The sequence below is a fragment of the Sinorhizobium medicae genome, from assembly GCF_007827695.1.
GTDB classification, from domain to species: Bacteria; Pseudomonadota; Alphaproteobacteria; order Rhizobiales; family Rhizobiaceae; genus Sinorhizobium; species Sinorhizobium medicae.
The window spans coordinates 245,364-259,606 of the sequence record NZ_VITA01000003.1; the positions used below are offsets into that span (position 1 = coordinate 245,364).

At 59.1% G+C, this 14,243-nt stretch carries 13 protein-coding genes; 7 read left to right on the top strand and 6 right to left on the bottom strand.

What is annotated here, in order from left to right; all coding sequences use genetic code 11:
* Window positions 1-56: 56 nt before the first annotated feature.
* The 3 genes from FB009_RS06700 (at window position 57) to FB009_RS06710 (ending at window position 2,845) form a co-directional block, all read left to right on the top strand.
* Entirely contained in the window at window positions 57-1,076 is a 1,020-nt protein-coding gene (locus tag FB009_RS06700; RefSeq protein ID WP_024311331.1) for an ABC transporter permease, read from the top strand.
* Window positions 1,076-1,813: an ATP-binding cassette domain-containing protein gene (locus FB009_RS06705; protein ID WP_018010261.1), complete on the top strand. Its 738-nt coding sequence runs from the start codon at window positions 1,076-1,078 to the stop codon at window positions 1,811-1,813. Before FB009_RS06700 ends, FB009_RS06705 begins: the two co-directional genes overlap by 1 nt.
* A gap of 447 nt (window positions 1,814-2,260) precedes the next feature.
* A complete protein-coding gene (locus FB009_RS06710; protein WP_024324444.1) occupies window positions 2,261-2,845 on the top strand; it encodes a GNAT family N-acetyltransferase in 585 nt (194 codons plus the stop codon).
* A 247-nt stretch (window positions 2,846-3,092) separates the two neighbouring features.
* On the opposite strand, the gene FB009_RS06715 is transcribed toward FB009_RS06710, so the two are convergent.
* From FB009_RS06715 to hmpA, 3 genes are all read right to left on the bottom strand, one after another.
* Window positions 3,093-4,016: an arginase family protein gene (locus FB009_RS06715; RefSeq protein WP_101799390.1), complete on the bottom strand. Its 924-nt coding sequence runs from the start codon at window positions 4,014-4,016 to the stop codon at window positions 3,093-3,095.
* Between the two features lie 20 nt (window positions 4,017-4,036).
* Complete coding sequence (locus FB009_RS06720) at window positions 4,037-4,909, bottom strand: ferritin-like domain-containing protein (protein ID WP_018210322.1); 873 nt, start codon at window positions 4,907-4,909, stop codon at window positions 4,037-4,039.
* Window positions 4,910-5,241: 332 nt separating this feature from the next.
* Window positions 5,242-6,453, bottom strand: coding sequence for an NO-inducible flavohemoprotein (gene hmpA / locus FB009_RS06725; RefSeq protein ID WP_018210323.1), 1,212 nt, complete (start codon window positions 6,451-6,453; stop codon window positions 5,242-5,244).
* 767 nt (window positions 6,454-7,220) lie between these two features.
* Between hmpA and FB009_RS06730 the strand changes: the two genes are divergently transcribed.
* Entirely contained in the window at window positions 7,221-8,858 is a 1,638-nt protein-coding gene (locus FB009_RS06730; RefSeq protein ID WP_201272623.1) for an arylsulfatase, read from the top strand.
* Between the two features lie 39 nt (window positions 8,859-8,897).
* Here the strand turns inward: FB009_RS06730 and FB009_RS06735 are convergent, their stop codons facing one another.
* Entirely contained in the window at window positions 8,898-9,893 is a 996-nt protein-coding gene (locus FB009_RS06735; protein WP_024324447.1) for a SphA family protein, read from the bottom strand.
* A gap of 320 nt (window positions 9,894-10,213) precedes the next feature.
* On the opposite strand from FB009_RS06735, the gene FB009_RS06740 reads away from it, so the two are divergent.
* The 3 genes from FB009_RS06740 to FB009_RS06755 all read left to right on the top strand — a co-directional run bounded on the left by FB009_RS06740 (window position 10,214) and on the right by FB009_RS06755 (window position 12,830).
* Entirely contained in the window at window positions 10,214-11,275 is a 1,062-nt protein-coding gene (locus FB009_RS06740) for an endonuclease/exonuclease/phosphatase family protein (RefSeq protein ID WP_024324448.1), read from the top strand.
* 199 nt (window positions 11,276-11,474) lie between these two features.
* Entirely contained in the window at window positions 11,475-12,206 is a 732-nt protein-coding gene (locus tag FB009_RS06745; RefSeq protein ID WP_024324449.1) for a carboxylesterase family protein, read from the top strand.
* A 285-nt stretch (window positions 12,207-12,491) separates the two neighbouring features.
* Window positions 12,492-12,830, top strand: a complete 339-nt coding sequence (locus tag FB009_RS06755) for a hypothetical protein (protein WP_024324450.1) — start codon at window positions 12,492-12,494, stop codon at window positions 12,828-12,830.
* A gap of 71 nt (window positions 12,831-12,901) precedes the next feature.
* Here the strand turns inward: FB009_RS06755 and FB009_RS06760 are convergent, their stop codons facing one another.
* Together FB009_RS06760 and FB009_RS06765 are read right to left on the bottom strand one after the other, a co-directional pair.
* Window positions 12,902-13,348 carry a TIGR02588 family protein gene (locus FB009_RS06760; protein ID WP_018210331.1) on the bottom strand — a complete coding sequence of 149 codons (447 nt, stop codon included), beginning with the start codon at window positions 13,346-13,348 and terminating at the stop codon, window positions 12,902-12,904.
* Window positions 13,345-14,181, bottom strand: coding sequence for a TIGR02587 family membrane protein (locus FB009_RS06765; RefSeq protein WP_024324451.1), 837 nt, complete (start codon window positions 14,179-14,181; stop codon window positions 13,345-13,347). The genes FB009_RS06760 and FB009_RS06765 overlap by 4 nt, the downstream gene beginning before the upstream one ends.
* Window positions 14,182-14,243: the final 62 nt, after the last annotated feature.

Below are 14,243 nucleotides of genomic sequence, written 5' to 3' on the forward strand. Positions count from 1 at the left end.
GAGCCTGCCGGCGCGGCCGGCCGGTTCCCCGTTCCCCAGAGATCGAGTGCCAGACCGTGACACCTGTCCTAGCCGAAAGTGCCGCGCCCCGCTCGCGGACCCAGAGACAATCCATCCTCAAGCAGATCATGGGCATGCCGGCGGGAGCGATCTTTCTCGTCTTCATGACCCTGCAGATCGTCTGCATCACCGGTGCGCTCCTCTACCCGGATGAGTTCCGCTATCTCTCGCCGCAGAACCTGACGATCCTGATGAAGGCGATCCCCGTGCTCGGATGCCTCGCGCTCGGAGCCGGCGTATTGATGATCGCCGGTGAATTCGACCTTTCCATAGGCTCCGTCTACACATTCACGGCCGTGCTGATGGCCTCGCTCGTCAATACGGGGCTGAGCGCCTTCATCGCAGCACCGATCGGTATTCTGACCGGCCTGCTGATCGGTTCCCTCAACGGCCATATCACCCTGCGCTTCGGCCTGCCGTCCTTCATCGTTACACTCGGCGGGCTCCTCTTCTGGCGCGGCGCGGTGCTGCTCTACAACGGTGCCGTCCAGGTGCGGTTCGACCCGGAGCCGGTGTTCACCAGCCTCTTTTCCGGCACCCTGTTCGGCATAAACGCCGCCTTCATCTGGATCGTCCTCTTCGTCGTGGGCTTTCACCTGCTGCTACACCGCCACCGCTTCGGCAACCACGTCTTCGCGACGGGTGGCAATCGCGGTGCGGCCGAGGCGATCGGCATCAACACCAGCCGCGTCAAGCTGATTGCCTTTGCAATTGCGGGCGGCATGGCAGCGGTCGCGGGCATTCTTGCCACGGCCCGCGTTGGCAGTGTGCAGCCTGGGCAGGGTGCGGGTCTGGAACTCCAAGCGATCGCCGCCTGCGTCATCGGCGGCCTGTCGCTGCGCGGAGGACGCGGATCGATCATCGGCATCTTTCTCGGCGTGCTGCTCATCCACACCATTACCGACGTCCTGCTCCTCTTGCGGGCACCGGGCTTTTATCTCGACATGTTCATTGCCACGCTGATCGTGCTGGCCGCCATTTTCAACCATCTCATCGAGCGGCGAGGTCTTGCGTGATGTCGACCCCCAATCTTCTCGAATTGCACAACATCTCGAAGAGTTTCGGTGCGCTGACCGCGCTTCGCAACCTGAGCTTCCATATCGGTGAGGGTGAAGTCGTGGGGCTTTTGGGCGACAACGGCGCCGGCAAGTCGACGACCGTAAATCTCATCTCCGGCATCCACAAGCCGACGGACGGCTATCTCAGCGTCGACGGCAAGAAGACGACCTTCACCTGCCGCTCGGATTCCGCCGATGCAGGCATCGAAACGATCTACCAGCACACCGCGCTGGTCGATTCCCTCTCGATTACCCGCAATATCTTCATGGGCCGTGAGCTGACCGATCGCCTCGGCTTCCTCAGACAGCGCGAGATGCGCGACATCGCCATGGAAGTCTTGCAAAACGCCGTGCACATCTCCGGCATCGATTCCCCGGATACGCTCGTCGGCAATCTCTCCGGCGGGCAGAAACAGGCGGTCGCAATTGCCCGCGCCGTCCACTTCAAGAAGCGCGTGCTACTCCTCGATGAGCCGACCTCGGCGCTCTCCGTACGCGAGACGGAAGCGCTGCTGAACCAGGTGCTGAAGCTCAAGGCGGAGAATGTGTCGAGCGTGCTGGTGACCCACAATCTCTACCACGCCTATCAGGTTTGCGACAGGTTCGTGATCATGAGCCATGGCACGAAGGTTTTCGACGTGCAAAAGGCCGATACGACGATCAGCCAGCTAACCGAATATGTCGTGCTCACCTGATGCCTTCAGAGCAAGAGGCAAATGCCTTGACTGTTTCCATGTCAGTGCACCAGTGATCAGGCCGGACGACGCCGCAAGGCGCAACACAGGGCCTGCGTGACGGCTTTGTCATCGAGTACTCTTGGAAGACGCGGCGGCCGCCGCCGAAAACCGAAGACGGGCTGCGTACAAGGCGATTTGAGAAACACCACCAAGGGCGGCTCAAATTCCGGAGCCGAGAATGGAGACGTCGCCTCCAACCTGGTCGGCTGGGAGGGGTTCGGACGCGATGGACTTCTTCGATAAACGGCAACCGACCATTTTGCGCTCAAAAGCGGTCTTAGGTGCGGAGACTCAGGAACCATTGAGCCAGCAGCTACCGGTACCGCTCCCTCGCCATAGGGGTTAGGATGCGCAGCTGGGAACGGGGCGGGCGCCTCGTCGGACAACCCATGTCAGGAGGCCAGCGTGAAATCCCCAACAGTGAGAGTTATGGCCGGGACCGAGGAAGATCTGGCGATCGAAACGGTCTTGCTGGCATTTGCAGCGGATCCTATGGCGCGATGGACCTGGCCGCATGCACACCAGTACCTTGCGGCCATGCCGCGAATGATCCGGGCGTTCGGGAGCAGCGCATTCTCCAACGGGGGCGCCTTCTGCACCGACGGCTACGCCGGGACGGCGCTGTGGCTGTCGCCTGGGGTGCATTCGGACGAGGAAGGGCTTGGTGCGGTGCTCGAGAGCACGGTTTCGCGCTCTCTTGCCCCCGAAACCACGGCCATATTCGAGCAGATGGCCACGTACCACCCGACCGAACCTCATTGGTACCTGCCCCTGATCGGCGTCGACCCGGCGCATCAAGGCGAAGGTCACGGCGACGCCTTGATGACGTACGCACTCGCACGGTGCGATCGCGATCACGCGCCAGCCTATTTGGAATCCTCAAATCCGCGCAACATTCCGTTCTATCGACGCTACGGCTTCGAACCACTCGGCGCGATTCAGGTCGGTTCGTCGCCGACGCTCGTCCCGATGCTGCGGCGGTCGCGTTGAGCCCTCAGCGGCTATAGCTGTTGCAATGTGAGCTTTGCCGGTCGCCGAGTTGGTTAGAACCGCGCCGTTCTATGTGGGTCGACGCATCCTGCCGATCGTCGGTCACCATCATCAGCCGAGGCCGCCGAGTTATAGACCTGACAGGCCGCGGCCGCCCCACTTGGGAACGCCACAACCGTGCCTGCCGACCTCCGCCGGGCTAGTGCTCAATTGGAGCCGGAAGGGAAAAGTCTGCTCTAGGGCACGTTTATCGGATATCCGCCCTTCGGCGATCGACCAGGGGCGCTGCAGTTCCGAGCGCTGCCGCTAGTACATCGGCCAGGCCGCGCCCGGCGCTGCCGTCCGCATCAAGACGTGGATTGTAAATGGTGATCTCGATGCCAACCGCCTTGCCGCTCGCCAAGGCAACCCGAAGTGCGACCCCTAGCTCGTCCCACGACAAACCGCCCGGAACGCGGAAATCGACAGCCGGCATGACAACGTCGTCGAGGCAATCCGCGTCGAGATGGATGAAGAAGCCGTCCAATGCCTCTCGGGTCAGGTGGTCGACCGCTTTGCGCGCGGCGGCCTCGATGCCCATCGCGCGCACGGCGGGAAGGTCGATCGCCTTGAGCTCTTTAGGGAGCGGCTGGCTTCCGTACTCCTCCTGATCCTTATGGTCGCGATACGCGAACGCCACAGCGTCTTCGGGACGGACCAGAGGACCGCGACCTTCAATGTCGGTCAGGTGCGACGGGCCGTAGCCAGTGACCAGGGCAAGGTCCATCGAGGCGCCCTCACCATTGGGTTCCGCCTCGGGCTGGAAGAAATCGGCGTTGCCGTCGATGAAGAACAGGCCGTAACGGCCGCGCCGTCGAAACGCGAGCATCGAGCCCAGCACGATCGTGCAATCCCCGCCGAGCACTACCGGAAATTCGCGCGCGTCAAGCACCGCTTCCACCGCGTCGGCGAGCTTGGGAGACCACGCCGCAATTGCCCTGGCATTCAGGATGCCAGTCTCGGCATCAGGCGTCGGCTCCTTTGAAAGCACCGCCAGCCGATCGGCGCGGCGCGCATGGATGCGCTCCGCAAGACCGAGGCCCAGGAGCTGGTCAGGCAAGTGCTCCACACCGTCGGTCGCGAGGCCCAGTGTAGAGGGGGCTTCGAGAATCGCATAGGGAAGGGTCGGCATGCGCGTCTCCGCTCGCTGATTCAGGTACTTTTTATCTTGCCGTTCATGCCATTCGGGTAAAAGCCACCCTTACTCGTGCCTTCCTTGTCCGAGAGATACACAATGCGTAGGACCTCTTGCGGAGTCCGGCTGAACGCAATCGCGTCCGGCGTCGAGGGAACAATGTTGGCGTTGCCATCCTCCTGAATGCCTTGATCCTTGTCGTCCGCGCCATCGATCTTGTCCCGGGCGTCGGATACCGCCTGTGCGGCCTTCCAGGCTTCTTCGCCCTTTCGATACAGGGTCGATCGGGCCATTCCCATGTGATAAGCCTCAACCGCCAGAATGCCCGCGGCCGCGGCGAGAAAGTCCTTGTTCTTGAGGACGGTCGCTGCTCCGGCATACGCGGTAACGCCAACATCTTCGAATAGCATACCGCCGAGCACGAAGTTCGTCTCGTTACCAAACGGATCAAAGTCCTCGCCGAGCCCCGCCGCTTTCGCGACCGCAGCAAAGCCGCCGTCGAAATCAATGGCCGGTCTCGGTACAGCCTGATCTGCGAGCGTCTTGCGATAGAACCGGACGTGCGCAAGTTCGTTTTCCGCAACCTCCCGCATGAACTCGCGGATCGCCGGCGTATCGAAGGAAACTTGCTTGCCGCCGGTCACCGAACCGGCGTCAGAACCCGCATCAGAATCATCGATTCCTTTTCCGGTCGTGCCACGCAGGTAATACTCGGCTTCCATGTATTCGAGATTGAGCGCAAATTGGAATACGTCCTCGTCTTCGACGTCACTTGGCTCGTCGGCCTGCGAGATCGAGGGGAAGCTTGCCGTTGAAGCGAACGTCGCGCCGAGGCCAAGCTGCAGAACGCGACGACGGGGAACGAAAATTGAGGGAATTGCACGGATCATGGCTTCCTCCTTGAAGCCCGCCCGGGGTCAGTCTTGGCTCCTCAAGTGCGGGCCAACTTTCCCGAACTACGCATGCGCGAAAATGTTCCGGAACATGCTTGCTGTCGCCCCCTATCCCGGCCGGCTATGGGGGCGTCTATGCCGACCACTGCATCCGGATGACCGTCGCCCCGGCATGGACACCACATGGCGGGCGAATGTCGTAACGATACCGTTCTTGATGAGATTAGCCCTGTGCCACCCGCCAGTCAGCCGACGCCAAACTCAGCGACGACCGGATCGCCGACCCCCCGCAACAAGCTGACGTGGGCGGCAGCCCTAACTGAGGGAGCTCACTCAGCAAACAAATCGGGACCAAAGACTTCGTAATGGATACGTGCTTCGGGGATGCCGAGCTGGAGGAGCTTGTCGTGTTGCATGCGCATGAATGGAACCGGGCCGCAGATGTAATAATCCGCACCTTCGAGAAGAATGCCGTCCTTGATTCTCTCAAGGTCGACCAGCCCCGCATAATCGTAATCCTGGCCCTCTACGTCGATGGGCAGAGGCTCGTCGTAGAAGATAAAAAGACTGAAATCCGGATACGTCCTTGCAGCCTCCTTGAGTCGATCGCGCATTGCGTGCACCGCGCTGTTGCGAGCCCCATGTACGAACGCGACTTTCCGCGGAGGCGTCTGCAGCGCTTTCCGCAGCATGCTGATCATCGGAGTGAGCCCTACGCCGCCGCTGATCAAGACGATCGGCGACGTTGCCGAGACGTCAATGTAAAAATTACCGTAGGGAGCGGCGAGTTTGATTTCGTCACCGACCTCCACGTGGTCGTGAAGCAGAGACGAAACGTATCCGGGAGTCCCTGAAGTGCCCTCTTCGCGTTTCACCGAAATCCGATAGGAGCGCCCGTTCGGTGAGTCCGAGAGACTGTACTGGCGTATCTGCTGACACCCGAGCCTGGGCACCTGCACGGCAATACTGATATACTGACCCGGCTCAAAATCCGCCACCGACCCCCCATCCGCCGGCTCCAGCACGAAGGAGGTGATCACATCACTTTCCGGCTGCTTCTCGCGGACAATGAATTGACGCCATCCAGTCCAGCCACCCGGCCGCTCCGCCGAACGTTCATAGAGAGCACTCTCCATCCCGGCCAGAATGTCCGCAAGATTGCCATAGGCTTGCGCCCAGGCTGATATGATGTCGTCGGTGGCAGCATTGCCGAGCACTTCCTTGATCGATGCCAGCAGGTGCTCTCCAACGATCAGATACTGTTCCGGCCGCACTCCGAGGCTGGCATGCTTATGGGAGATGTCCTTCAACACCGCGGAAAGGCTTTCGGGATCTTCGATATTGGCGGCATAGGCATACACGGCGCGGGCAAGCGCCTGCTGCTGCTCGCCGCGCTCCTGATGCGCCATGTTGAAGATGTTCCTGAGTTCAGGGTGGGCCTGAAACATCCGCTTGTAAAAATGCTGAATGATTGCAAACCCATGCTCGGCGAGCACCGGGGCAGTGGCCTTGACGATATCCTTGGTTTTCTGAGTGAGCATCAGGTTTCTCCTTTGGCATTCGGCGGCTCTTGAGCTAGGGAGATCTAACTGCGCGGTTTGAGCATAACGAGTGCACCCGTTGCCGCGCGACATTGTGCCTCGGAGGCCAAGGCTGGTAACAGCTTATCCCAGCGCAGTATTGAGGATGATACGCAGCAAAGAGCGGAATTGCGTGGAGCCAGTATGGTGTCCCGATGAAAGTCGCGACTTCGGCAGGTTGTTCCCGTTCTGTGCTCGGCGTCGTTCCAATGGCCGCCGACGCGCGGGCAGCAGAACACCAGAAAACGACGGGTTGTTTGCTCAGGCCACTCCTCCAGTTAAATTCTGAGCGGCCCGGATAATTCGCAATGACGGCTCGTTGGTTTTGAAATTCTAAACACAAGCAATTTCGACATCACAACGGGCGCACGGAGCGGAACGCAAAAGTGCCGGACCTTGCGAAGAAATCGGGTCGAGGGCAACCTGTCGCAGATATGGCAACAACGAGGTGACTATCACCTTTACTTTTAGGCACTTGTCGACACGCAGGCCTTGCAGCATCTTCTCAACAATGCAGAGGAGCCTCGCATGCAGCACTCGCCGATTTTCCTGCCTAGCAATTTCGACGCCCGAGACTGCGGCTGGTTTCAGGGCGGACGAGCGTCGAAACTCCCGCCCGACGATTGCGGCTTTCCGGTTGTGGTAACCAATACCCCTCTGCCGCCGATATATAGTGCAGTTCTTCCATAACTTCGTTCAGCCACTCCAGTTCAACCAGGAGCATTGTAATGAAGCCTATTTCCGAGAGCAGATTGGGTGCGACCGCCGCGGCTATTGCCAGGTCCCAGGGGTGGAAGGCCTTCGCGCTGGCGGGCACCATACTCGTCTCTTCTGTTGTCACGACAAGTTCACCTGCATCCGCGCAGGATGCCCCCGGGAAGCCCAATATTCTTGTCATCTTTGGCGACGATGTCGGGCAGTTCAATCTCAGCACCTATTCGTTCGGCCTCATGGGCTACAAAACGACCAACATCGACCGCATCGCCGACGAGGGCATGAAATTCACGGACTATTATGCGGAGAACAGCTGCACGGCAGGGCGGTCTTCGTTCATCACCGGGCAGACTCCAAAGCGCACCGGCTTGTCCAAAGTCGGCATTCCGGGCGCGCCCGTCGGGCTCCAGGACCGCGATATCACCATCGCGCAAGCGCTGAAGCCATTGGGCTACGCCACGGGACAGTTCGGGAAAAATCATCTCGGAGACCGTGACGAATATCTCCCGACAGCCCATGGCTTCGACGAATTCTTCGGCAATCTGTACCACCTGAACGCCGAGGAGGAGCCCGAACGTCCTTACTGGCCGAAGGATGATTTGGCTTATGTAAAGGCAAACTCGCCGCGCGGTGTCATCCACTCATACGCCGACGGGCGGATCGAAGACACCGGAGCATTAAACGCCAAGCGGATGGAAACGATCGACGACGAGACGACTTCGGCCGCAATCGAGTTCATGAAAAAACAGGTGGAACAGAAGAAACCGTTCTTCACCTGGATGAACACGACGCGAATGCACGTGTTTACCCACGTCCGTCCATCGATGCTTGGACAGAGCGGGATGCCCGGCAACGAATATGCAGACGGTATGATCGAGCATGACGGACATGTCGGCAAGCTTCTCAAGGCGCTGGATGACATGAAGATCGCCGACAACACGATCGTCATCTATACGACCGACAACGGTCCCAACCAGTTTTCATGGCCCGACGCCGCGACCACGCCATTCCGCAGTGAGAAAGACACCAACTGGGAGGGAGCCTTCCGCGTTCCCGCGATGATCCGGTGGCCGGGCAAGATCAAGCCTGGTGCGGTCAGCAACGAAATGTTTTCCGGCCTCGACTGGTTTCCGACCCTGCTTGCTGCCGCAGGCGAGGGCGACATCAAGGAGAAGCTTCTCAAAGGCACCGACGTTGCCGGAAAGCAGTTCAAGGTTCACCTCGACGGCTACAACCAGTTGCCTTACCTCACCGGCGAAACCGAACAAGGGGCTCGTCAGGAATTTGCCTACTTCAATGATGATGGCAAGCTGGTGGCGTTCCGGTACAAAGACTGGAAAGCTGTCTTTTGCGAAATGAAGGCACCAGGTGGCTTCAGAGTCTGGTATGAAGAGTTTGATTGCCTGCGCATTCCGAAACTGTTCAACCTGCGCATGGACCCGATGGAGCGGGCAGACACCGTTTCCGACCAGTACGACGACTGGCGGATCAAAAACGCGTACATGATGGGCTGGATGACGTTCCATGCCGCCCAGTTCCTCGAAACTTTCGTCGATTATCCGCCGAGCCAGACACCAGCAAGCTTCACGATCGACCAGATCGAAGCAGACGTTGAAAGGCGCAGTGCCGAAAAGGCTGGGGGGAGCAAATAGTTCACGGGGCGTGTCGATTGTCGTCGACACGCCCAATTTCTAGTTCGGGTGCTTCGCCGCTGCCGGCGAGAAGTTCAGGGTCAACCACACGTTCCAACCTTCAGGACGGTTCTTCGCCCCAAACTCATAAAAACCCTTGAGGTTGATATATCCGGAGGTCGCGTCGCTGACGTCGAACTTGTAGCCGATCTGAGGGCCCACGGCGAAGACGCGTGATCTGAAATCACCCAGCACGGCACCCTCGCCGCTGTCGCCCGTGAGTTGCTGGAAGGCGTAGCCGACCAACCCGGCATGCAGATGCTCGTTGAAGAACTGCGAGGCTGCCCAATCGATGTGGCCGTCGACCCCGTTCTTGTAGTCCGTATGGGGGTTTTCGAAGTTATAGGTCACGCCGCCCACTATCGTGAATTCCCGGCCCGTCGACGGATTCAGGTATGTGTAGCCCAAGCCGCTGTCGATTGCCGCGTGTCCGAAGCCGGTATTGGCGATGCGATCGGCGTCATAAGAACCGACGGGGATGCTCACCGTCGTATACGCCATGTAATTGTTCACGCCGTCATTCCATTTCAGGCTCACGAAAGGGGCGACGTCACCGAATGCAGTCAGAGAGTCGCTACGCTGGCCGGAAATCGTGTTGCCAAGCGGACCCGTCAAAGTGGCATCGACCTGTGCCCAGCTATGGACGATCGGAACGAGCAGGCCGAGCGACGCCTGCGCGTCGCCCAGTATCGGTTCCGCGAATGTATATGTGGGTACAAAGAAAACCGCATCGCTTCGTCCCTCGATACCGAGGTCGACTTCTCCGCGCCCTCCACGCGGGAATGCCTGGTTTGCGCCAGCGTCGACTGACGTGTGATAGTAGACGGCGCTCATCGCCCAGCCTGGCTCTGTCGGCGCTGCGGCAAAACTACCGTAGAAACCCGGCAGATACACGCTGATGCCGCCTTCGTCGGCCACAGCGTAATTCGGGGCCGATACGACAGACGCGGTCGCCAGTCCCGCAACCAAACGCCTCGTTGCTTGGCTAGTGCGCATGAGGAATTCCCTCCACCTCAATTGCGAATCACAAGACTCACCTGACACCCAGATTCGAGGATGTGCGGATTAAAGTGAAGCGAATACTTTCGGTTTTACTGCAAACAGGGGATCGCGGCAGGTTGGGCTAAGCGGTGCTCAGTTGTTTGATCTGCATCGCCTGATCGGGGCTCCGACAAGCGTCTGCTTCTTGCGTCTGGGGCCCGGCCGTATCGATTCTCGACCTCCACAGCATTCCGGATCGTCATTCAGCCGTCCCCCAAGCTCTGATACAGTTGACCGGCAGGAGCTTGAACAACACACCGCAATGGAGGGGGCTTATGAAACTCAAGCGTTTGAGCATCGGCACGTTCAATCTCTACAATCTCAACGAGCCGGGATTGTCCATCTACACCGACAAGACCGGCTGGTCGCAGGAGGAATATGATCGCAAGATCGAGTGGACCAGCCGCACGATCCGCCTGTTGCAGCCCGACATCTTCGGATTTCAGGAGTTGTGGCACTCGGCGTCCATCGAACGCGCGCTCACCCAATCCGGGATAGCCGGCGACTACGATCTGATCGTCCCGGAGAATGCCGACGGCAAACGGATCGTCTGCGCCGCCATCGTGCGCAAGGGGCTGATGATCAGCGAGCCCCAATGGATTAAACGCTTTCCGGAAAAGTTTACCCTGAAGAGTTCCGGCGACGATCCTCAGACGCCGGCGATCACCGTTTCCATCCCGAGCTTCTCGCGCCCGGTGCTGCATTTTTCGGTACGGCCGCGCGAGGATCACGAACCCATCCACGTCTATGTCTGCCATTTCAAATCGAAAGGACCAACCAAGGTCTTTCAGGAAGACTGGTTCGAGGCCGATGGGGCGCTCTACAAAAAGCACGCGACCAGCATCGGTGCGGCGATCTCGACGATCCGGCGAACGGCCGAGGCCGCGGCGTTACGGTTCATTCTGACCGAGCAGATGAAAGGGACCCGCACTCCGGTCATAGTACTTGGCGACATCAATGATGGCCAGCACAGCAACACCGCCAACATCCTGACCGAGCAGCCGCGCTATCTGGTCGGCGATTCTCTTGGCGGCGGCGATGTCAGCCTCTACACCGCTCAGACCCTGCAGGAATACCGCAGCACGCGAGATGTCTACTACACACATGTCCATCAGGACATCATGGAGTCGCTCGACCACATTCTGGTCAGCGAGGAATTCTACGACAACTCACGACGACGGGTGTGGATGTTCGATGGCATGACGGTCAACAATGACCATCTCAATTCCGATGACCACAAGGAAGCGGGCACCAGCGATCACGGCGTGATCTGCGCCACGTTCAAATACAGGCCGATCAAAGCCGAAGCGCAGGAGATCGCCAACGGCACGGCGTAACGGCGGCCATCTTCCAGAAACAAGGAGCAGGCAGCCGAACGCAAATGCACCTGTGATTGAGAAGGTCTGGAGGACACGGGCTTGCCATGTTGCTCGAAATACTTTCTCAGGGCGCGGCGATTGTGAACGGCCGGACGCATTGTCTACAATCAGGCCATGTGCCACCCTATCCTCGGAACGTTTAAGAGGAGGTGGTGTAATGTTGCGTAGGATTTTGCCCTTGGCTGCGATAGCTGTGTTTGGGTTGTTCAACCCTGGGGCCGCAAGTGCCGAACAGGTAGCACTCACTTCGACTGTGAGCGTTAAAAATGACCTCAAATATCTCTTGTACACGCCGGATGGCTACGACACGTCAACGGAGTCCTATCCTCTCGTTGTATGGCTACATGGAGGGGATCAGGGCGGAAGCGATATCGAAAAGGTTAAATCGAGCGGGATCCCAAAACTGATCGAAGAAGGAAAGCAGTATCCGTTTCTCGTCTTTTCTCCCCAAAATCCGAGCGAAGAACTGCTTTATCCAATCGAGAAAGTGGACGCTGCGCTTGAGGAAGTCGTTTCAAAATACCGCGTTGACCGTTTACGAATCTATGTGGTCGGTTTTAGCCGAGGCGGCTTCGGTGCCTGGGCCCTGGCTGAACAGTTCCCAGATAAGTTCGCCGCTATCGTCCCGATCGCCGGGGGTGGCAATCGGCATTACCTCAATAGAACGAACGAGAAAGCTGCGTTCTGGGTCTTTCATGGCTCAAACGATGGTGTGATCCCGTTGTCGGACTCGGTTGTGCTTTATGAACGTCTCAAGGCCCTGGGCCGCAACGCTCGCCTGACCGTGCTGGAAGGTGTCGATCATTCGAGCGTCGAGTGGGCCACTTTGAATGATGCTGAATTATGGGATTGGCTGCTTAAGCAGCGTCTTGAGGGCGGACCTCAATAGGATAATGATCGCACTTGAGACGGTGAGGAAGGTCGGTGCGGCTTCGCCTTTGCCGCGACGGCTTGAAAGCCTCAGGAAGCAGGCATCGAGCGAAAGTGGCTTCGGCATCTTGATCAGTATGTCTCAGCTCGACCGGACTACCGCAACCGAAAGCGTCTGACATTTGTGGCGCAAAGGGCCGAAAGTTGCCTGACTTCTCACTCACAATTGGTGGCGACGATGCGGGTGACTTCGGCCGCACAGCGTGTAAGCTGGCACCCATCTACCACCACGAAGAGAGCGCCAATGCCCCGTTTTCTAGCCGTGTACACCATGAAGCCCGAAGACCTCGCCTCGTTCCGCAGCCGGCCCAAGGCCGAGCAGGACGCGATCGATGACGTCGGCCTTGAGCAGTGGGCAGCGTGGGAGAGCAGAAACGCCGCATCCATCCTCGATCGTGGTGGCATGGTGGGCAAGACGAAGCGCGTAACCAAGGACGGTGTCGCCGATGCCGTGAACCCGTTCTGCGGCTACATTGTCGTCGAGGCGCAAAGCATCGAGGCAGCGGCGCAGCTGTTCCAGGACCACCCGCATATTACAGTCTTTCCGGGAGATGGAGTAGATATCATGCCCTTCGTGACCTGAACGCCTTCGGGTCGATTGCGGTCATCGGTGTCCGGCTCGTTATCGACGAGGCTGGGGTCAATCAGCTCCGGTCAGGGCTCACTGTATCCACTTGCAAAAATCCGCAGGTCATAGTCCTCCGGATCATTTCGAAAGATCAGCGCGCCTTTCCGGCCCGATTTTTGCGGAATATAGTCGATCGTGACACTGCTCTCCTCGATCATCTCCTGGCCATCGTGCAGTTCACCCTTGATCTCGACCGAAGCAACCGATTTTCCTGCCCGATTGTCGGCGGCGAACTCGACCACGTAACCATCGTTCATGGCCGTGACCTCGGCCGGCCGCACGATGATGTCGGCGGCCCCGTTGTTTCCGCTCAAGCCGTCGAGGATGAGGTAGCCGAGTACTGCGAGCAGCGCGATACAGCTTACTCCCGCCACGATCCACTCCGTCACGGAGGTCCCCGGCTTTCGCATGGTTTCCTCGCCTTTGGAGCGGGAGTTCTCTTGCATCTTGGCTTTTGTGGAGCCCTTGTTCACAGGATGAGCCTCGCTACCGCCGCGCCCAGCGCGCCCGGGAAGGATAGGACCACGACAGCGCTGAGCGTCTCCGAAAAACCGACACCGTCCGTTCTGCCGAAAGTCCAAAGGATGTAGAAGTTCACGAGCATCACCAGGCAGTAGCCGACGATCGTATAACGGAAGAAGATGCTGATAAACCCGGCGCCCGGTTCCGGATTGTGCGTGCCGCGGAATTCGAGTTCGTAGACGAAGACGTGCATAAGGCCAAGCGTGCCCACCACCAGAGCGATTTCGTGCCAGGGGTCCATCTTGTAGGCGATGAGGACAACCTCTTCGGTCGGTGCGATGTTCACTGAAAGAAACAGCGCGCCGACCACCATCAGGAACAATTCTCCCGCATAGTCGGGCTCCGGAACGGCATCCTCCTCCAACGGACCCGGACCCAATTGGGCCCGCGCCAGCGACGCTCCCAAGCTGCCGGGAACGATCTGCACGGCAACCTTCCCGACGATCTCCCGCAACGGCATATCTGCATCCACGATCCCGAAGATAAAGAGAATCGCTGACGCGGCAATAGCTGCGACGAAAAGCGCCACGAATGCGTCCGCGATCCGGTCACGCAGCCCCACCGTCCGGCGAAAGCCACCATATTTGTGCAGCAGCACCAGTGTTGGAACGGTGGCTACCAGCAAGAGCGCAAGCCGCAAGGGGTGAAGATGGAAGCCCAGAGCCCAGGCTTCCATCGTCATCAGTACAGGCACTGCGAAGATCAATGCGCCGGCGAAGGCGCGGCCAAAACCGATCCAGAACTCGCGCGGTGTCGGACCGACGATTACTACAGCTGGCGTCACGTCGCTTCCCGTTCTCAATGTGGCTTGGCCACCAGACTCGGCGGCTGTGATCAAGTGGGGAA

What these genes read in the sequence shown, in the direction of transcription:
- FB009_RS06755 (WP_024324450.1), top strand. Translation starts at nt 12,492, where the DNA reads ATGCCCCGTTTTCTAGCCGTGTACACCATGAAGCCCGAAGACCTCGCC.
- FB009_RS06730 (WP_201272623.1), top strand. Translation starts at nt 7,221, where the DNA reads ATGAAGCCTATTTCCGAGAGCAGATTGGGTGCGACCGCCGCGGCTATT.
- FB009_RS06715 (WP_101799390.1), bottom strand. Translation starts at nt 4,016, where the DNA reads ATGCCGACCCTTCCCTATGCGATTCTCGAAGCCCCCTCTACACTGGGC.
- FB009_RS06720 (WP_018210322.1), bottom strand. Translation starts at nt 4,909, where the DNA reads ATGATCCGTGCAATTCCCTCAATTTTCGTTCCCCGTCGTCGCGTTCTG.
- hmpA (WP_018210323.1), bottom strand. Translation starts at nt 6,453, where the DNA reads ATGCTCACTCAGAAAACCAAGGATATCGTCAAGGCCACTGCCCCGGTG.
- FB009_RS06705 (WP_018010261.1), top strand. Translation starts at nt 1,076, where the DNA reads ATGTCGACCCCCAATCTTCTCGAATTGCACAACATCTCGAAGAGTTTC.
- FB009_RS06740 (WP_024324448.1), top strand. Translation starts at nt 10,214, where the DNA reads ATGAAACTCAAGCGTTTGAGCATCGGCACGTTCAATCTCTACAATCTC.
- FB009_RS06735 (WP_024324447.1), bottom strand. Translation starts at nt 9,893, where the DNA reads ATGCGCACTAGCCAAGCAACGAGGCGTTTGGTTGCGGGACTGGCGACC.
- FB009_RS06745 (WP_024324449.1), top strand. Translation starts at nt 11,475, where the DNA reads ATGTTGCGTAGGATTTTGCCCTTGGCTGCGATAGCTGTGTTTGGGTTG.